Annotated in this window: 17 protein-coding genes; 10 read left to right on the top strand and 7 right to left on the bottom strand. The window is 60.6% G+C overall.

Features of this window, described 5'->3' with window-relative positions; genetic code table 11:
* Window positions 1–61: 61 nt before the first annotated feature.
* Entirely contained in the window at window positions 62–808 is a 747-nt protein-coding gene (locus MOP44_RS19680; protein WP_260791984.1) for a YebC/PmpR family DNA-binding transcriptional regulator, read from the bottom strand.
* Window positions 809–914: 106 nt separating this feature from the next.
* The gene (locus MOP44_RS19675; protein ID WP_260791982.1) at window positions 915–1,124 is read right to left on the bottom strand and encodes a hypothetical protein; all 210 of its coding nucleotides are present in this window, start codon (window positions 1,122–1,124) and stop codon (window positions 915–917) included.
* 362 nt (window positions 1,125–1,486) lie between these two features.
* On the opposite strand from MOP44_RS19675, the gene MOP44_RS19670 reads away from it, so the two are divergent.
* The 3 genes from MOP44_RS19670 to MOP44_RS19660 all read left to right on the top strand — a co-directional run bounded on the left by MOP44_RS19670 (window position 1,487) and on the right by MOP44_RS19660 (window position 4,473).
* Window positions 1,487–2,275: a hypothetical protein gene (locus MOP44_RS19670; RefSeq protein WP_260791980.1), complete on the top strand. Its 789-nt coding sequence runs from the start codon at window positions 1,487–1,489 to the stop codon at window positions 2,273–2,275.
* Window positions 2,276–2,736: 461 nt separating this feature from the next.
* On the top strand, window positions 2,737–3,987 hold the full coding sequence (locus MOP44_RS19665; RefSeq protein WP_260791979.1) for a lipase family protein: 1,251 nt from the start codon (window positions 2,737–2,739) through the stop codon (window positions 3,985–3,987).
* Window positions 3,988–4,116: 129 nt separating this feature from the next.
* Window positions 4,117–4,473, top strand: a complete 357-nt coding sequence (locus tag MOP44_RS19660) for a hypothetical protein (protein ID WP_260791977.1) — start codon at window positions 4,117–4,119, stop codon at window positions 4,471–4,473.
* A gap of 86 nt (window positions 4,474–4,559) precedes the next feature.
* Here the strand turns inward: MOP44_RS19660 and MOP44_RS19655 are convergent, their stop codons facing one another.
* Window positions 4,560–5,558 (bottom strand): DUF2076 domain-containing protein, encoded by a 999-nt coding sequence (locus MOP44_RS19655; protein ID WP_260791975.1) that lies wholly within the window; start codon window positions 5,556–5,558, stop codon window positions 4,560–4,562.
* 632 nt (window positions 5,559–6,190) lie between these two features.
* Here MOP44_RS19655 and MOP44_RS19650 point away from each other — a divergent pair.
* The gene (locus MOP44_RS19650) at window positions 6,191–7,348 is read left to right on the top strand and encodes a hypothetical protein (RefSeq protein ID WP_260791974.1); all 1,158 of its coding nucleotides are present in this window, start codon (window positions 6,191–6,193) and stop codon (window positions 7,346–7,348) included.
* Window positions 7,349–7,459: 111 nt separating this feature from the next.
* Here MOP44_RS19650 and MOP44_RS19645 read toward each other — a convergent pair whose 3' ends face one another.
* From MOP44_RS19645 to mazG, 4 genes are all read right to left on the bottom strand, one after another.
* Window positions 7,460–8,230 (bottom strand): hypothetical protein, encoded by a 771-nt coding sequence (locus MOP44_RS19645; RefSeq protein WP_260791972.1) that lies wholly within the window; start codon window positions 8,228–8,230, stop codon window positions 7,460–7,462.
* Window positions 8,231–8,258: 28 nt separating this feature from the next.
* Window positions 8,259–9,383 carry an o-succinylbenzoate synthase gene (gene menC, locus MOP44_RS19640; RefSeq protein WP_260791970.1) on the bottom strand — a complete coding sequence of 375 codons (1,125 nt, stop codon included), beginning with the start codon at window positions 9,381–9,383 and terminating at the stop codon, window positions 8,259–8,261.
* Window positions 9,384–9,404: 21 nt separating this feature from the next.
* The gene (locus tag MOP44_RS19635) at window positions 9,405–10,166 is read right to left on the bottom strand and encodes a GNAT family N-acetyltransferase (RefSeq protein ID WP_260791968.1); all 762 of its coding nucleotides are present in this window, start codon (window positions 10,164–10,166) and stop codon (window positions 9,405–9,407) included.
* Window positions 10,167–10,333: 167 nt separating this feature from the next.
* Window positions 10,334–11,263 (bottom strand): nucleoside triphosphate pyrophosphohydrolase, encoded by a 930-nt coding sequence (mazG, locus tag MOP44_RS19630; protein WP_260791967.1) that lies wholly within the window; start codon window positions 11,261–11,263, stop codon window positions 10,334–10,336.
* A 190-nt stretch (window positions 11,264–11,453) separates the two neighbouring features.
* On the opposite strand from mazG, the gene MOP44_RS19625 reads away from it, so the two are divergent.
* The 6 genes from MOP44_RS19625 to MOP44_RS19600 all read left to right on the top strand — a co-directional run bounded on the left by MOP44_RS19625 (window position 11,454) and on the right by MOP44_RS19600 (window position 18,013).
* Window positions 11,454–11,750: a hypothetical protein gene (locus MOP44_RS19625; RefSeq protein ID WP_260791966.1), complete on the top strand. Its 297-nt coding sequence runs from the start codon at window positions 11,454–11,456 to the stop codon at window positions 11,748–11,750.
* 128 nt (window positions 11,751–11,878) lie between these two features.
* Complete coding sequence (locus MOP44_RS19620) at window positions 11,879–12,706, top strand: DUF4184 family protein (protein WP_260791964.1); 828 nt, start codon at window positions 11,879–11,881, stop codon at window positions 12,704–12,706.
* Between the two features lie 47 nt (window positions 12,707–12,753).
* Window positions 12,754–14,445 (top strand): amidohydrolase, encoded by a 1,692-nt coding sequence (locus MOP44_RS19615; protein ID WP_260791963.1) that lies wholly within the window; start codon window positions 12,754–12,756, stop codon window positions 14,443–14,445.
* A gap of 39 nt (window positions 14,446–14,484) precedes the next feature.
* The gene (locus tag MOP44_RS19610) at window positions 14,485–15,333 is read left to right on the top strand and encodes a prepilin peptidase (RefSeq protein WP_260791962.1); all 849 of its coding nucleotides are present in this window, start codon (window positions 14,485–14,487) and stop codon (window positions 15,331–15,333) included.
* A gap of 417 nt (window positions 15,334–15,750) precedes the next feature.
* Window positions 15,751–16,821 (top strand): 3-deoxy-7-phosphoheptulonate synthase, encoded by a 1,071-nt coding sequence (aroF, locus tag MOP44_RS19605; RefSeq protein WP_260791960.1) that lies wholly within the window; start codon window positions 15,751–15,753, stop codon window positions 16,819–16,821.
* On the top strand, window positions 16,805–18,013 hold the full coding sequence (locus MOP44_RS19600; RefSeq protein WP_260791955.1) for a YVTN family beta-propeller repeat protein: 1,209 nt from the start codon (window positions 16,805–16,807) through the stop codon (window positions 18,011–18,013). Before aroF ends, MOP44_RS19600 begins: the two co-directional genes overlap by 17 nt.

Raw genomic sequence — 18,013 nt, 5'->3', positions numbered from 1 at the left:
CTTCATAAGAAAGGCCGCCGAGTGAGGCGGCCCTTCCAACCTTGGTGCGGAAGAACCTTCGTCAGCCGGCGAGCTCCATTTGCTCGGCGGTCATGTCGAAGTTCGAGTAAACGTTCTGAGTGTCGTCGTGGTCTTCAAGCGCTTCGAGGAGCCGCATCATCTGCTTGGCGGCGACGTCGTCGAGCTGCGTGTAAGTGGAGGCGACCATGGTGACTTCGCTGTTTTCGACGGGAATGTTCGCGGCCTTGACGGCGTTGAGCACGCTCTCGTAGCTGGCGGGGTCAGTGGTGATCTCCCAGTTATCGCCTTCGTCATTGAGGTCTTCGCCGCCGGCCTCGAGGACGATGTTCATAAGATCATCTTCGCTGGCCGCTGTCTTTGCGATGGCGATGACGCCCTTCTTAGAGAACATGTGCATGACGGAGCCGGTGGATCCGAGATTGCCGCCGATCTTCGAGAAGGTGTGGCGGATTTCGCTGACGGTGCGGTTGCGATTATCGGTGAGGGTTTCCACGATGACAGCGACGCCGCCGGGGCCGTAGCCCTCGAAGGTGATTTCTTCGTAGTTGACGCCCTCAAGCTCGCCGGTGCCGCGCTGGATGGCCTTCTTGATGTTGTCGCCCGGCATGTTCTCGGCTTTGGCAGCGAGGATGGCGGTACGCAGGCGCGGATTGCCGTCGGGGTCGCCGCCGCCGTGCTTGGCGGCAATGCTGATTTCCTTGATCAGGCGGGTGAATATCTTGCCGCGCTTGGCATCGAGCGCGCCCTTCTTGTGCTTGATTGTGGCCCATTTCGAATGGCCGGACATGGGAACCTCAGAATGGTGAAAATGCAGGCGTTCGCACGCGCCCGCCCTTCCGGAGTATACCATTCGGCGGATTGGCTGGAAGGCCCCGGCGAGGGGCCGCAATCGGCTATTTCAGCGGGGGGCCGCCAACGGAGGCCCAGTACTGCTGGAGCACTTGGTCGCTGCGCTTGAGGCGTTCGAACGAACCCTGAAGGGACTTCTCGGTTCGGGTCAAAACGGCTTCGACGATTTTCAGGTCGAGATGGCGGGCTTGACGTATCGCTCGCGCTTGCACTTCGCGGCGGCGTTCGTACTCGCTCTTATAGTTGTGGCCCACGTGCAAATCTCCGAGTGTGAGGCAGCTTTCAGTCCTCAGCCATCAGCCCTCATCTTGAGGTTGCGGGCTCGCGGCTCCATCGTTAACGCGTTTGATGAAGCTTGGCACCGTTGCGTTGATTGATCGAATAGATTGAAATGCCCGCCGAAGTGGTGTGATTTTGAGCACTCTGAAAGAGCGCGTGATGTTACCAAAAAAATGCGAGGATGGAAGTACAGGGACAACAGGGACAAGGGAGAAGACTTCCCCCGCGCTAACTGGTCAGGGCGACGATTCCGCAACCGAGCGGTTTTTAGAACGTCTTAACAGCTAGCTTTCCCCACGCTTGCTTTTCATCCGGGGTTACTCATTCAGGGGTGCTTTTGAAGATACTTGCTGCTCTGCTGATGTTGACCGCGCTGGCCACAGTGGCCGCGCACGCCCAGGGAAATTACGAGATCCAGGTGTACGGATCCGACATGGTGAAGCCACGCAACACGATGTTCGAGCTGCACTCGAACTTCACGCTGGAAGGCCAGAAGAACTATGTGGACGGGGTGGCTCCGACACACCACGCGACGCACGAGACGCTGGAGATTACGCACGGAATCACGAGCTGGTCGGAAGTGGGTTTCTACGTCTTCACGAGCATCAAGCCGGACGCGGGGTTCGACTGGGTGGGGGATCATATCCGGCCGCGAGTGCGCGCGCCAGAGAGCTGGCACTGGCCGGTGGGCGTGAGCCTGAGCCAGGAAGTGGGCTACCAGCGTGCGCGGTTCCAGGCAGACACGTGGACGTGGGAGATCCGGCCGATTGTGGATAAGCAGAAGGGGCGGCTCTATTGGTCGATCAATCCGGCTTTTGAGCGGGCGCTGCATGGGCCAGGCATTCATGAGGGGCTGCAGTTCATACCGGCCGTGAAGGTGGGCTGGAATTTCACCAAGGTGGTAAGCGCAGGCACGGAGTACTACGCCGATTATGGGGACATTACCAACATGCTGCCGCTGCACGAACAGCAGCAGCAGATCTTTGTGGTGTCGGATTTGGACGTGTCGCCAAAGTGGGAGATCAACTTTGGCGCGGGCATTGGTCCGACAGCGGCGACGGATCGATGGCTGATCAAGGGAATTCTGGGGCGGCGGTTCGATTGGGGCAGATCGAGCCGGCCCTAGCTGCGCAGGTCCGACGCGGAGAGAATCCTCTTGCGTAACTCGGCTGGGATGAGTTATCAAGGTAATTCCCCGTAGTTACTGCCGTCCCTGCATTTCTTTCCGTGAGTGTTTAGATACACATTTTGAGTTACCGGTGAAACACGGCGGATTTGTCTGTCTGTGGTGAGTCGGAGACTGGGCAAATCGCGCCTCGGGGCTGAGATCGCTCGGATCTTTTTGGGGGTCTATCGGCATGGCTGAAGTCATGCCCTGATACAAAGCCCGCCCACAATGAACGGTGTCGGCAAGCTGGAAAATCGCGGGTTTTCAAACGAGGCCGGGGCGCTGCGGCTGCCGTTAACCAAGCTTTCGTGCAGTCCACGGGCACCAACGGAATCATCAGATATTCACAACTGCAAAGCTGTTACTTCCCTTCCCTCCCGGAGATGCGTGTTTATCACGAGTTACCGAAGGAGATACGCATGGCGTACGCGCCACCTTACAGCGGCTTTATCGAAGACCTTGGCGGGACCAGCTACGGGCTGGTACATCTGGCCATGGCTACCATTGCTTACACCTGCCAGGACTATCCGCTCAGCATTGCGGCCAATATGGCGAGCGCGGTTGCGGCGATGCCGGCGATCACGCAGTCGCAGTTGCCTTCAACGGGGTATTGGAATCTGGATTGGGGCCCGGCGCTGTGCACGAACGCCGGCGGACTTTTCAACGACAATCTCATCGCCATTCTTTCCTACCGGGAGGGGTCGAGCTCCGGGACGCCTCTCTTCTTTGCCGTGATTTGCCGCGGCACCGATGCCGGTGGCGGGCTGGCGCAGGTGACCGAAGATCTGGATGCTTTCAGCCTGCAGCCGTGGGCGAACGTTCTCAGCGGTGCTTACAGCTATGGCGGGAGCACGAACGGCTGGACGCTTCAGAATCCCGCTTCGCTTGCGGTGCCGTCGTCGGCGACCGGCAATGTTGCCCAAGGCAGCGCCGACGCACTGATCGCAGTGAGCAACCTGGTGCAGTACAGTGAAATAAATAGCCAGACGCCGACGTATCTTGCGGGCGAGCTTCTGAGCCTGCTCAACAGCTATCCGGGGACGCCGGTGATTGTGACCGGGCATAGCCTGGGCGGCGCGCTGACGCAGGTTGTGGCAGCTTATCTCAACTGGCAGCTGAGCGGGCTGTCGACGGCTTCGCCTGTGATTGCGCACGCGTTTGCGCCGCCGACGGTGGGCGACGCGGATTTTGTCACGTACTACAACGGGATTTTCGGCAGCAGCAGCCAGTTCTGGGTGAATCAGGATGACCTGGTGCCCTGCGCGTTTTCAGAACCTGCGCTGGATAACGCCGGGAACCTGTGGGGCAAGTATCAGTGGCCGTCAGGCTTCCTGAACTATGGGCCGACCGTCTTTGGAACCGGAAACGCGGCTAAGCATGAAGAGCACCTGGTGGAGCAGCAGGAATTGGTGAAGGAAATCGCCAAGTACGTGCCCGCTTACGCGCGGCCGGAAAATGTGCAGTTGATGCCGCTTACTTCAACCATGACGTTGCCGAGCCAGCAGGAGATGCAGACGTTCCTGACCAACGAGGGTGCGAACCCGGCGAACTGGAACACGTGGGGATCGGTGCTGATGTATCAGCATCTGACGCCGACCTACTATGGGCTGGTTAAGGCGGTTAGCGGAGTGTTGTCGTATCCGGAAGTGACGGCGCAGCAGACGCCTTAGGCCGGTTCAGTGGGCGATCAGGGAGCGGCGGAACAGGAGAGTTCGCCGCTGCCTTTGATTTCCTATCCTGACAGTTGCGGTACCCGCCGGACGCTGCGAAACTGTTTGCGATTTTCCGGGGGATAGTGCATGCGATTCAGCAAGGGCGTATTGGTATTGGCACTGCTGTGCAGCCTGCCGGCTATGGCTGGTGACAAGCAGAAGGGAGCGGCAACGCTCAAGGACTTTCAACCGGCCGGAACGACCGACACAAAATATCAGAAGAAGCAGCTTTTCGATCTGACGTTCGAGGCGTCGGGGAACGAGTACGTTTGCCGCACCAAGAACGACGATAAGGTGAAGGCGACCGAGTGGCCCGTGGGCGGCAACATCACCTATGAGCTGGATGAGGACAAGGCGAAGTTGAAAAGCGCCCAGGGCAAGAAGGTGGAGTGCAAGGTGGTGCGGGTGCAGGCTGTGAAGCCGGCAGCGGCGGCGACGAACTAGAACCTGTGCTGGAATGTGAAAGGCCGGAGCCCCTTGGGGGTTCCGGCCTTTTGGTTTTCTGATCCCTGTTGCCTGTTCCCTGTTTTTTAGAATCCGTCGTTGCCGCTGTTGTCGAAGCCGCCGCCGTCGTCGAAGCTGCTGCTGTCATCAAAGCTGCCGGAATCGAAGCTATTGCCGGAGTCGTCGATCTGCACGTTATCGAGGCTGCTGTCGTTGATGACGGAATCGCTATCGAGGCTGTTGTCGAAACCCTGATCGAGCTGGCTGGTGTTCTGGCTGGCGTCGGCGAATTGCGCGGGCTCGTGGGCATGGTGTTCGCTGCCGAAGTCGCGATCGAGCTGATCATTGAGATTGCCGCCGCTGTCGGACACGTGGTGTTCGGCGCCGGGCTGGCCGGGCTGATCGTAGTAGTTGTTGATGACGGTCTCTTCGACAGGGCGCTCGTAGCCGCCTCCAAAAGCAGGGCCGCCAAAGCCTCCACCAAAGCCAGGGCCTCCGCCGTATCCCCAGCCGCCGCCGTGGCCCCAGGGATGTAACAGAGATTCGACGCCTTCAAAGACGAGCGCGCCGGCGGCGACTCCCGCGGCGGTTTGCATTGCGCCGCGCAGGAAGCTGGGCTGGCCTCCTGGGACTGCTCCGTATTGCGGCTGCGCGTATTGGGGCTGGACATACTGTGGCTGCGAATATTGCGGCTGCGCGTATGGCGGCGGAGGAGCTTGCTGGTAGTTGGGCACAGGCTGCCAGCCCTGTTGCTGCGGCTGGTATTGCTGCGGCTGCTGATATTGCTGCGTTGGCGCGGGCTGCGCGTCATCCTTGTCGCCGAAGAGGCGGCCGAGAAAGCTGGTGGCGTGCGCGGGCTGCTGTACCTGCTGGGCCTGCTGCTTCAGTTGCTCCACTTGCGACTTGAGCTGTTCGAGCGCCATGTTCTGCACCAGCACGGTCTGCGCCATGATGTAGAGCGCATCGGAGTTGGCGCCGAGTTCGCGTCCCAGCAGGTTCTGCGCGTCGGGATCCTTCTCCTGGAGTGGTGTCTGGTTGATTCGCTGGGTGAGTTGCATCAAGAGCTGTTGTTCCTGGGGAGTCACTGAGTTTCCTCCGGCTGCGCCTTTGGTTTAACAGGGCCTGCGCCTCCCGATTGAGACGCAGGCACAGGGACAAAGTTGCACGCGCCCCAAAACGGTACGAAGCAAGCGGGGCGCGGGTTCCCGTTGGTTCACATGTGACCTGAGTCACTGACTTTTCACGATATGAGACGACCTATTGCGTGTATGCAAGTCGGCTTATGTAACTCGAAGGCCTGACGTAGTTTCTAGCACTTAGAGGCCGATTGTGACGATGGTCACTACAACTCACGTAACGTCGGAAATCTATTGCTTTGGTTACCTCCTTAGGGTAACGTCGACTCAACAATCAAAATAAAGCTGCAACGATTACAGTCGTGTAGATCTTCTGAGGCACTGCTGTGTGACCTCCCCGTTCGCCTGGGCACACAGACAGTCCTCTGCAAGAGCAGGATCTTGCAAGCCGATGTGTGTCTGCAGAGAAATGGTACGGCCCTCTGATGAAAGCTCTCTGCCTTTTTGTTCTTGCGCTGCCGTGTGCAGCGCCGGCCCTGGCCAACGTTACCGTCAATAGCCCAGCGAACGGCGCGACAGTGACTTCACCCTTTAGCTTTTCCGCAACCGCCAGCCCGTGCTCTTCGCAAACTATCTCAGCTATGGGCTACTCCCTCGATAACAGCACCAACACAATTACGGCATCGGGCAGTTCGATGACCGCGAGCGTCTCCGCGCCGCAAGGGGCCCACGTTCTGCATGTGAAGTCGTGGGGTAACAAGGGCGCATCCTGCACGACCAATGTAAACATTTCCGTGGTTCAGGCCGCGCCGGCAAGTTCGACCAGCACCAACGTTGTGGTTTCGAGCCCAACGGCGGGTGCTTCGTTGACGTCGCCGTTTTCGCTGGTCGCTTCAGGCACTCTGTGCCAGGGGAAGACGCTTACCGCGTTCGGCTACTCGCTTGACTCGAGTTCGTCCACAACGATCGTGAATGCGACGAGCGTGAACGCCAAAGTGAGCGCAAGCACAGGCGCGCACACGCTGCACGTGAAGTCATGGGGTACGAATGGAGCTTCGTGCGTGACCGACGTGGCGGTATCAGTCAAGGCTCCGGTCACAACCTCTGGCTCCTCTGGACCGACCATTCCGTCGAACGCCGTGGTTGCCAAGGCCCTGCAGAACCTGACGGTGTGGACCGGGGAGCATGACGCGGGCACGCCGGGGACTTCCACGGGCGCGATGCAACTGGTGACGAGTCCCGCGGTGAGCGGCTCTGCGCGGCAGTTTGCGACGTCGTATACCAACTACGGCGGCGAGCGCTACAACGTCAAGTTCGGAAACAACCAGACTTACACGAACTTTGTGTATGACACGCGGATCTACATTGCCAGCCCGTCGACGGGGATCGCCAATATCGAGATGGATCTCAATCAGGTGATGTCGAATGGGCAGACGGTGATCTTCGGGTTCCAGTGCGATGGATGGTCGAACACGTGGGACTACACGGTGAACAGCGGAAGCCCGACGAGCCCGGTAGCTCACTGGCTTCACTCGACGCAGACTTGCAATCCGCAGAAGTGGGCTACCAATACGTGGCATCACGTGCAGATGCAGTACTCGCGCGATAGCTCGGGCAACGTGACTTACCAATCAGTTTGGCTGGATGGCACGCAGCAGGATCTGAACGTAACTGTGCTGTCGGCATTTGCGCTGGGCTGGGGTCCGAGCCTCAATGCGAACTTCCAGATTGACGGCTATACATCGACGTCGGGTTCGTCGAAGGTGTATCTCGACAACTTCATGCTGTATAGCTGGTAAGCGAGATGAAAGAAGGCCAGACAAAAGGCGCTGGCCGGTTGTAAGACGTGAAGGGATGGAGAGACTGACCGCTCTCCGTCCCGTTTTTTGTGCGGTGCTGTTCGTTCTAACTCAGAATGTCTCGTTTACTAACTCCGAGGCTGCCGGGAGTATCTGGCTTTCCTGGTTGCATGGGGTGAACTGCGAGATGCAGGAGAGGCGAAAGTCCATGTATTGCGCCTGGCGATCAGCGGGCTCCTGGGGCATGAAGCTGATGCTGAGGCTGCCTGGACCCTTCATCCTGCGCACCACACAATAGGGACGCGTGGGCAAGACGTGCTGGAGCTCGTCTTCAGTGAACGCGGCGGTTTCATTCGACAACACGGCTAGGTTGGGAACGAACTCTCCGCGCACCAACCAGTCGCGGAACGGCAGCATGACTTCCACGGAGAATGCCTTGCCGGTAACTACTCCATTCTTGTATTTCAAGCCGGCGCTCACGGCGGAGCCGCGCAGGCCGAGGTGATCTGCCAGACCCGCGAGCTGGTTGTTCGCCGGCCTCTCGCCGTGGCGGGTAAGTGGGCCGGGCAGCGTGTGACGGAGGCGAATTACTGACGAGCATCCGTCGGGGCCGCAGGTCGTGCCGACCGGGCCAAATTGATACCAGGTGGCAATGACGGCCTGAGCATCGGCGGAACTTGTAGTGCCGAGCTTAACCCGTTGCACAGCGGCAAGCAGGGTCTCGGCGCGGGATTGAAGCGTGCGCTGTTGAACGTAGAGCGCGACCCAGGTACCGCAGAGCAAGGCCAGAATTGCTGCCGCAACAAGCACGCGGACTGGTGGACGGCGCTTGCCGCGCGTAGGGTACTTATCCCGGATTGGCAGGAGAGAGTGTCGGACCATCGGCTAATCGCGCAGGTCGTGCGCGGGCTTACGCCATCACGACTTCGCGGATTGTCTCCTTGCGCACGGTGAGGCTTTCGATGAGGTCGGTGCGGACCTCGTAGCCGCGGCCGGGGATCGCGGGGATTTCGATTTCGCCCTTGCTGGTGACGGTAACTTCGGGCTCGATGATGTCTTCGGCCCAGTAGCGCGCCGAGGCCGACACATCGCCGGGCAGCGAGAAGTTTTCAAGCGATGCCAGTGCGATGTTATGCGAGCGGCCAATGCCCGCCTCGAGCATGCCGCCGCACCAGACGGGAACGCCGCGCTCCATGGCGGCGTTGTGCACAGCGATGGCTTCAGAAAATCCGCCGACGCGGCCCAGCTTGATGTTGATGATGCGGCAGGACTCCATCTCAATAGCGGCCAGCGCGTCGCGCCGGTTGCGGATGGACTCGTCGAGACAGATAGCGGTCTTGAGATGCTTCTGCAAGGAGGAGTGGAAGAAGAAATCGTCGTGCCAGAGGGGCTGCTCGATCATGAGGAGATCGAACTGGTCAAAGGCGCTGATGTGTTCCTGGTCGCGCAGGCGGTAAGCGGAGTTGGCGTCGCAGCTCAGCAGAATATCGGGCCAGCGGCTGCGAACCTTTTCGAATACGTCGACGTCCCAGCCCGGTTTGCATTTGAGCTTGATCCGCTGATAGCCGGCGGCCAGTTCCTTCTCGATGATGGCCATCAGTTCGAGGATGGACTTCTGAATGCCAAGCGAAACGCCGCAGGGAATCTTCTCGCGCACGCCACCCAGCAACGTCGAGAGCGGCAGGGCTTCGCGCTGCGCTTCGATATCCCAGATAGCGTTTTCAAGCGTGGCCTTGGCCATTTGGTGGCCGCGCACCTGGTTGAATAGCTTGGGGCAGTCGCCTCCGTGCTCGAGGTCCGGCGCCGCGGCAAGCATGGGACCGAGTTCGCTTAGGATCACCTGCCAGCAGGTGTCGGTGGACTCGGCGGAGAAGTAAGGCCGCTCGCCAGCGGTGCACTCACCCCAGCCGACCAGGCCTTCCGATCGGACTTCCGCTAAAAGGATGCGGCGATGGCGCGTGACGCCGAAGCTTGTCTCAAAAGGGCGCACCAGCGGTAACTGGATCTCTCGAAGAACGATTCCGTCGATTCGCATATTCTCGCTGTCCTTGGGTTCTTAGATGCCCAGTCCGGGCTGGTCCAGTGGTCCCAGTTCAAAGATTCCGTTGCCTTGGGGGTCGCGCTGAAAGCCGATGACGGCCAGACCGCGCGCAAATGCCTGTTGAAACTTGTGGCGATTCTCGGTGTGTACAGCGAGGGCCCGCGGCCTATCCGGTTCCGAAGCTTTCCACTGGTAGATGGAAGCCGGAACGCATATGCGCTCTTCAATGACCAGGTCCGCGGGAGGTTTCCCCTCCAAAATGCCTTTTACGCGCGCAGAGTCCAGTTCCCACTCGGCAATCAGGCGATCGGTGGGGAGGCCGCCCTGCAGTCGAGAAGAGGATACACCATAGAAATTCTCGGTATAACGGCGGACAATCGCGCCTAACTTGTTGATATTGAGGAAAGCGTTTTTGATTTCCACAGGGTCGAAGGTCCACTCGATATGGGTGATTCCGCGAGCAAGGGCATCGTGGCGCTGAGCCAGCTTGAGTTGCGCGCCGAGGCCGCGATTGCGGTAGCCCTCTTTGACCGCCAGCATGTGTGAGTGGATATAAGGATACGGCTGGCCATTGGGGGAATTTGGTCCCGTTTTCACACCCGGCAAAGAGAGGGCGAATCCGATCATGCTGGACGCGTCGCCGTTCACGGGGGCGCCGGGCAGGTCCGAGTCGAATGCGCCGAGAACCTGGCCGCCGACCTTCTGCATGACGAGGAAGGCCTTGCGCGGGATGATGTCGGTGGCGTCGTAGCCCCAGGTCTCGACCTGGAGTTGCACGCAGGCCTCCAGTTCGTCATGTCCCTGACAGGTGCGGATTTGGATCAAGCGAGCTCCGTTGTTAGTTCACAGTTCACAGTTGGTAGTTGATAGCTGTCAGCCACCAGCTCATCAGGCCTGAACCCTGTTTGCTCTTCGTGCTGTCTTTATTCCCTATTCCCTACTGCCTATTCCCTGTTCTCTTGTCCCCGTTCTTTTCTCTTCGCTGCGGACCAGAGTTCTTCCAGTTCGGGGGGAGATAGGTCTTCGAGCGGTTTGGGTGCTGCTCGTTCCATTTCTTTGAATCGTTGGCGGAAGCGGAGATTGCAGCCGCGCAAGGCCATCTCGGCGTCGACGTCGAGATGGCGCGCGAGGTTCACGACGGTGAACAGCAGGTCGCCCAATTCGGCTTCGATCCGCGGTTGGTCGCCGCTTTCCGCTTCGGCTTCGAGCTCGGTTACTTCCTCGGCGATCTTGGGCAGCAGATCGCGCCAGTGCGGCCAGTCGAATCCTGCCTTGGCAGCTTTTCCGCCGATTTTCGCAGCCTCGGCAAGAGCGGGCATTGCGCGGGACACCCCTTCCAACCTGCCTTGGGGCTCTGAAGACTTCGCTGCATGCAATGCTTCGAGGGCCTTGATTTCTTCCCAATTTCGCAGCACGGCGGAGGACGAGCCCTGCACATCGGCATCGACGTCGGCGCGATTGCCGGCAGCGCGCGAGGCCTCTTCGCCGAAAACGTGGGGGTGACGCCGGATCAGCTTACGATTGAGGTGCTCGAGCACATCGCTGATGGTGAAGCGGCCTTCGTTGGCTGCCATTTCGGCGTAGAAAAGGACCTGCAGCAGCAGGTCGCCGAGTTCCTCGGCAAGGTGGGGGAAGTCGCGCCGCTCGATGGCGTCGAAAACTTCGTAGGCCTCTTCGAGGGTGTATTTGCGGATGGTGTCGAAGGTCTGCTCGCGGTCCCAGGGGCAGCCGCCGGGAGCACGCAGGCGGCGCATGATTTCGGCCGACTGCTCAAAGAGCTGCGCCGCTCCCGCCGGATCGGTCGCGACCGCCGAGCCGGACTGGGAAGCGGGGACACTGGAATCTGGACTGCCTGCGCCGGGTGCAACGTCCATCCTCAACAGGATAACCGCTGGGATGGGAGGAAGTGTCTCGATTCGGGTCAGCACGACGGGAAGGCGTGGGGCAACAGCACCATCAAGTGACATTCGTCGTAACACCTTCGTGTAGGCACAATATCCGCTGCCTCATGGCACACTTCCATACAAGTTTCCAACTGGAAGGATTTTGGAGGTATAGCTCCCAATGAACCTGGATCGCGATCAACTTGAAGCCCTGAAGCGGCAGATTGAAGAAGAGTACAAGCTCGATATAGCAGCGATTGAACGGCTGCAGCGCCGCGTGGGCCTGGGCAGCAGCTCAAGCAACGGACGCTCCCTGGGTTCCACGCCAGCCGTTTCGGCAGCGACGCCCTCGTACCTGGCGCCGGTAGTTGAAGCAGCACCCGCTCCGGCTGCGCCTGTCGTGGAGCTTCCGCAGGAGCGCCAGCCCGACGAACTCACCGGCACTCTCCGCGCGATGTTCAGCGGCCAGCGCAAATAGCTTTTGGTTCAGGCGCGTCCGGCTCAATCTGGGCCGGACGCGATCTGGACGACCGAGCAGGATCTCCGGCCGCACACTCCGGCCTGCTCCGCGAGACAATCTCCTGCCTGTCGTCAATAATGGGGATTGTGCCCTTCACCCTATCTCATGCGGCAGCAGCGTTGCCTTTCCGGCGAGCGCGCCTCGTACCTTCGGCACTGCTGATCGGCACGTTTGCGCCTGACCTCGAGTACTTCATCCGGCTCGGGTCTGGCGGCGGCTGGGGGCATACTCTTGTGGGCATCTTCGGCCTTGACCTGCCACTAGGGCTGGCGACGCTATGGCTGTTTCATCGGCTGGTGAAGGTGCCGCTTGCGTATCTTCTGCCGGACAGCGTCCGGGCGCGGCTCACCGGAACGCTTGTGCCGTGTCGATTCTGGCCACCGTTGCGATTTCTGCATGTGGTTTTATCCATGCTGATCGGCATTGCGACCCACCTGGTATGGGACGGCGTCACACATGACCGGTACTGGATCGGTCAGCACGTAGAGTGGCTGCACCATGGGTTCCGCCTGCCGGGGCTCGGCTGGTGGCATCTCAGCTCGATTCTGCAGCTCGTCAGCTCGGCCGCCGGGCTTCTGATCCTGGTCCTCTGGTGTTGGCGCTGGTATGTGCACACACCGCCCGACTTCCGCATCCCTGCCAACCCGTTCACTGCGCACCACCGTCACGTAGTGGTGGCTATGGGCTTGACGGCAGCCGTAGGGATCGCAGTTCTGCGCGCATGGTTCAGTATTGGCGTGCCTACCGCACGAGATGAAGCAGATGACTTCTTCAGCCAGATGGTCGTAACGTTCGGCACTTTGGTTTGGTGGCAATTGGCAATGTGGGGACTGTTGGGCCCCTTTCGGCGGTCGCATGGCGCGGCTGCCGAGGAACAGACCTACATGGAGTCGCGGGCATCACTCGAGCGCTGAGCCCCTGTACACTTGGGCAGATCAACTTCCCATCTGAGAGATTCCAAATGCAATTGCGTCTTCGCCTGCTGCTGCTTGTGTTGTCCGTCCTGCTTGTGTCCGCTTCGGCGTGGGCGGGTGAGGCGACGCTGATCCTGGTGCATGGCAAGGTCTGGACCGAGAACCCGGCGGAGCCGACCGCGCAGGCGGTGGCTCTGGACGGCAACAGGATCATCGCCGTCGGTACGGATGACGAGATTCGCAAGCTTGCTGGCGCCGGCACGCGGGTGATCGACCTGAACGGGCGGCTGCTGCTGCCTGGGTTCAACGACGCGCATGTGCATCTGTTCGGCGGCGGCGAGTCGCTGACCACGGTGCAGACGCGGGATGCGAAGAGCCAGGCAGAGTTCAAGCAGCGGATTGCAGATTTCGCGAAGACGCTGCCGGCCGGCACGTGGATTCGCGATGGCGTGTGGGACCACCAGAACTGGACTCCGGTGGCGCTGCCCAATCACCAGCTCATTGACGGCGTGACCGGCGATCATCCGGTTTTTCTGTGGCGGATCGACGGACACATGGTGCTGGTGAACGCGCTGGCACTGAAGCTGGCCGGGATCGACCGCAACACGAAGAATCCGCCAGGCGGCGAAATTGAGCGCGATCGCGACGGGAATCCGACAGGCATCCTGAAAGACGCGGCAGCAGCGATGGTGGTCCGCATCATGCCGCCGCTCTCTGCCGAGGAGCAGGACCGCGCGATGGAGGCGGCCATGCGCGAAGCGGCCGCGCATGGCGTGACCAGCGTGCAGAACATGGCGGACACACCCGAGGATGAGGACCAGCCAAATCAGTTCCGTGAATTTCAGAAGCTGGAGCGCTCGGGCAAGCTCACGCTCCGTATCTATGAGGCGATGAATATTCGCGATTGGAAAGCACTGGCCGACAGCGGCGTGGTCGCGCCGTTCGGCAATGCTAGCCTGCGCATCGGCAATCTGAAGTCGTTTGCCGATGGAGCGCTGGGCTCGGAGACCGCGTGGATGGATGAGCCGTTTACGAATCAACCCGGTTACAGCGGCATCTCGAGCGCTGACCTGCTCGATCCGGACAAGTACTACGGAGAGCTACGGCAGGCGGATAAGGCGGGGTTGCAGATTGCGATTCACGCGATCGGCGATCGCGCGAACCGGACGATTCTCGATCTGTATGAGCGGCTTGAAAAGGAGAATGGCCCGGCCGATCGACGGCTGCGGATTGAGCACGCGCAACATCTGCACCCGGCGGATTATGCTCGGTTTGCGCAGCTCGGCGTCATCGCGTCGATGCAGCCGTATCACGCGATTGATGACGGACGGTGGGCTGTGACCGAACTTGGTCCAGAGCGGATCAAGTCAAGCTATGCGTGGAAGTCGCTGCTGGATGCGGGGGCGACGCTGGCCTTCGGGTCAGACTGGCCGGTTGCGCCGCTCGATCCGGTGATGGGGATCTATGCCGCTACGACGCGGCGCACCCTCGACGGAAATAACCCCAACGGGTGGGTGCCAGAGCAGCGGATCACGGTGGCGCAGGCTGTGCACGCGTACACGATGGGGTCGGCCTTTGCGGAGCACCAGGAAAAGGTGAAGGGTTCGATTGAGCCGGGGAAGCTGGCCGATCTTGTGGTGCTGTCGGAGGACATCTTCACGATTCCGCCGGAAGCGATTGAGAAGACGAAGGTGGATATGACGATCTTCGACGGGCGTGTTGTGTACGAGCGGAAATAGCTCCTTGAACGTCCAGCCCACGTATACTCAAGCCGACTCATGCTTCGCATCATCGGAACGATCTTCGCGGCGCTGCTGGGGCTCTGCTTCGGCAGCTTCCTGAACGTCTGCCTGAGCCGCTGGCCGGCCGGCGAAAGCGTGGTGCATCCGCGCTCGCATTGCCGCGCGTGTGGGCGGACGCTGGCGTGGTGGGAGAATGTGCCGCTGGTGAGCTGGGTCGCACTGCGGGGCAGATGCCGGGGGTGCGGGGTTTGGATCCGGGTGCGGTATCCGCTGGTGGAAGCGGCGGTGGGGGTAACTTGGGCACTTATGGCGTGGAAGTCATGGAAGGCTTTCTTGCCGGTCGAATACGCCGCTGGAATGATGTTCTTTTTATGGCTATTGATCGGCCTCGCCGTCCTTGACTCCGAATATCTCTGGCTTCCGGATGCGATGACGCTGACCGGGATCGGAGTTGGTTTTCTGTGGTGGCTCATTCAGGGCGAACAAGTAGGTTGGGCTCTCCACGTGCCTAGCGATCGGTGGGGCGACGCCAAGGGGATAGGAATGCGATTGCTGGCGATCGCAATCTCGGCCACCATCATCCTTATCATCCGCTGGATCTACTGGCTCATTCGCCGGCGCGAAGGCATGGGGCTGGGCGACGCCAAGCTGATGGCGATGCTGGCTGCGTGGTTGGGGCTGGAAGGGGCGCTGCTGTCGCTCTTCCTTGGGGTCGTGCTCGGGGCGGTCTATGCGGTGGGCACGCTCATGATGCGGTCAAGACGAGGCGAGGGCTCATGGGCCACGGCGCAGCTGCCGCTTGGCACCTTTCTTTGTATCGGCGGCATCGTCAGCGCGCTTTGGGGCCAGTCGATCATCGGGGCTTATCTGCGGCTTTTCCCGTGAATCCCACCTTTGGGGCTATTACTTTCGGTGTTCGTGGGATTCAGCTAAATGCCGTTCAGGCCGATTATGGGTTGTAGAGGCGGATGGCCAACACAGCCCACCGCCCGGAGTGAAGAAGCCAGAGATGCACGATCTGCTGATCGCCCTTGCCTTTGTCGGAATGGTAGTTGCTCCGGCAATCGTTTCGGCCCGGGTGGACAAATCTCCTCTCCTCCAAGCAGGCAAATAGCCGGCTGACGCAATCATCACTTTTACCCCGGATCGACACCCGGATCTGCGTTGTTGTAAAGCAATCATCCTTGGTTTTCTCTGCCTGCAGGCACACAGACCCGGAGAGGCTCGTGTGCCTGTTCTCATTGCAAACGACATTGCCCTTCAACTCTCAACCCGGTAGACTCAGGGGTTGAGGGTTCCGCAATGCTAGTAGTCATGAAGGCGCAGGCCACGCCGGAGCAGGTCCAGGCCGTCTGCGACCATATTGAACAGTTGGGCTTCCGCGCCCATCCCATGCCCGGCGCACAGCGCACGGCAATCGGCGTCACCGGCAACCAGGGCGAAGTGGATCGCGGCAATATCGAAGAGCTTTCGGGTGTGGCGGAAGTGATCCGCGTCAGTAAGCCCTATAAGCTGGCCAGCCGCGACGTCAAAGAAGAAGACACCATCATCAGGTTTGAAGGCACCGACGCGCAGATCGGCGGGAGGAGCCTCGCCATCGTGGCGGGACCGTGCTCGATCGAGAGCCGCGAACAGGCATTCGCGATAGCAGAGCAGGTGGCAAAGGCCGGAGCGCAGTTCTTCCGCGGGGGCGCCTACAAGCCGCGCACATCGCCTTACGCATTCCAGGGTCTGGGCGTGGAAGCTCTGAAGATCATGGCGGAGATTCGCGACCAATTCGGGCTGCGCATTATCACCGAGGCCATCGACAACGAGACGCTGGAACTGGTGGCCGAGTGGGCCGACGTTATCCAGATTGGCGCGCGCAATATGCAGAACTTCTCGCTGCTGAAGCATGCCGGGCGGCTGAGGAAGCCGGTTCTGCTGAAGCGTGGGATGTCTGCGACGCTCGACGAGTTCCTAATGGCCGCCGAGTACATCATGAGCGAGGGCAACTACGAGGTGATTCTGTGCGAGCGCGGCGTGCGCACGTTCGCCGACCACACGCGGAACACGCTCGACCTGAGCATCGTGCCGGCTGTGCAGCGGCTCAGCCATCTGCCTATTCTGGTGGATCCAAGCCACGGAACGGGCAAGCGCAACAAGGTTCTGCCGATGGCGCGGGCCGCGGTTGCGGTGGGCGCGGACGGCGTGCTGGTGGAAGTGCATCATCAGCCGGAAAAGGCGCTCAGCGACGGCCCGCAGTCCATCTACCCGGAACAGTTCGTTACCATGATGAATGAGATTGAGCAGATCGCGCCGGTGGTGCATCGCACCCTTCCGCGCGGCATTCATGTGGAGAGCACGACCGGCGTCCATGACGGAAGAAAGTAAGCAAATACCCACCATCGAGGAAGGCGGCCGCAGTGGCCGCCTTTTCCGCGTCTCTCTCTTCTCCTGCCTCTTATTCGTCGCCTGCTTCTTCACAGCCTGCCGGCGGCATGATTTTCCGCAGTATCCGGCGAATTATCGCGAATATGCCTATGTGACGAATGGCGAGAGCGGCACCGTGTCTATCTACGACGTGGTGAACGTGCGGCTCGATCGCGAAGTCCAGGTGGGCCAGCGGCCAGTAGCCGTCGCGGTGAGCCCCTCGCGCAACGAGGTCTATGTGGTGAACCAGGGCGCGGCAACGGGGCAGGGTGCCGTCACCGTGCTGAATGCTGAAAAGAACAGCATCGCCGCGACGATCCCGCTGCACAAGGAATCGCAATCCATCGATATCGACGCCGAACACGACCTGGCCTACGTGGCCAATTGGGGATCGAACAGCGTCTCGGTGGTGGATTTGAAGAACAGGCGCGAGATAGCGCAGATCGGCACGGGCGAGCACCCGGCAACAGCGCGCGTTGCGCCGGACGGCAAGACCATTGTGGTGCCGAACCGCACGGGCAACTCGGTCAGCATCATCGATGCGGGTTCGCGCCGCGTGCGCGCCATCTTCGAGGGCTGCCCGGGCGCGAGCGATGCGGTGATTCTGCCGGACTCGTCGAAGGCGTTTGTCGCCTGCTCTTCAGGGCACCAGCTGATGGCGATTACGCTGGCAAATTCGAAGTTCAACGTGGGCGGCGCGGACCAACTGGAGGCCATGATGGACGTGGGCCGCGCTCCGGTGCACCTGGCGCTGAAGCCCGACGGCGGCGAACTGTTTGTCTCGAATGAGCAGTCGGACTCGATCAGCGAAGTGGTGACGACGACGAATGACGTGGGCGGAGCGTCGCTCATCGGCGATGACCCGGTGCGCGGCATCGTCTCAAGCGACAATTCACTGCTCTACGTGGCCGCGGCCCGCTCGTCGGAAGTGACGATGTACTCCATCGACGACGGCAAGCGCGCGGCCTCTATCCACATTGGGGACGGACCTTCGGCGATGGCTTTCTCCACGGCTGGGCACCTGCTGTTTGTGGTGGATTCGCGCTCGGGCGATGTGGCAGTGGTGCGGACATCGACGCGCTCGCTGTTCACCATGCTGCCCGCCGGACGCGGGCCGAATGCGATTGCGGTGAAGGCGTTCACGGTGAAGTAG

This window comes from Occallatibacter riparius, from assembly GCF_025264625.1.
GTDB lineage: Bacteria > Acidobacteriota > Terriglobia > Terriglobales > Acidobacteriaceae > Telmatobacter > Telmatobacter riparius.
This window is presented reverse-complemented; position numbering and strand designations above follow the sequence as displayed.

Excerpts from the sequence above, each read along its gene's own strand:
- MOP44_RS19615 (WP_260791963.1), top strand. The coding sequence starts at position 12,754 with ATGCAATTGCGTCTTCGCCTGCTGCTGCTTGTGTTGTCCGTCCTGCTT.
- MOP44_RS19680 (WP_260791984.1), bottom strand. The coding sequence starts at position 808 with ATGTCCGGCCATTCGAAATGGGCCACAATCAAGCACAAGAAGGGCGCG.
- menC (WP_260791970.1), bottom strand. The coding sequence starts at position 9,383 with ATGCGAATCGACGGAATCGTTCTTCGAGAGATCCAGTTACCGCTGGTG.
- MOP44_RS19665 (WP_260791979.1), top strand. The coding sequence starts at position 2,737 with ATGGCGTACGCGCCACCTTACAGCGGCTTTATCGAAGACCTTGGCGGG.
- mazG (WP_260791967.1), bottom strand. The coding sequence starts at position 11,263 with ATGGACGTTGCACCCGGCGCAGGCAGTCCAGATTCCAGTGTCCCCGCT.
- MOP44_RS19650 (WP_260791974.1), top strand. The coding sequence starts at position 6,191 with ATGGGCTACTCCCTCGATAACAGCACCAACACAATTACGGCATCGGGC.
- aroF (WP_260791960.1), top strand. The coding sequence starts at position 15,751 with ATGCTAGTAGTCATGAAGGCGCAGGCCACGCCGGAGCAGGTCCAGGCC.
- MOP44_RS19610 (WP_260791962.1), top strand. The coding sequence starts at position 14,485 with ATGCTTCGCATCATCGGAACGATCTTCGCGGCGCTGCTGGGGCTCTGC.
- MOP44_RS19645 (WP_260791972.1), bottom strand. The coding sequence starts at position 8,230 with ATGGTCCGACACTCTCTCCTGCCAATCCGGGATAAGTACCCTACGCGC.
- MOP44_RS19660 (WP_260791977.1), top strand. The coding sequence starts at position 4,117 with ATGCGATTCAGCAAGGGCGTATTGGTATTGGCACTGCTGTGCAGCCTG.
- MOP44_RS19625 (WP_260791966.1), top strand. The coding sequence starts at position 11,454 with ATGAACCTGGATCGCGATCAACTTGAAGCCCTGAAGCGGCAGATTGAA.
- MOP44_RS19600 (WP_260791955.1), top strand. The coding sequence starts at position 16,805 with ATGACGGAAGAAAGTAAGCAAATACCCACCATCGAGGAAGGCGGCCGC.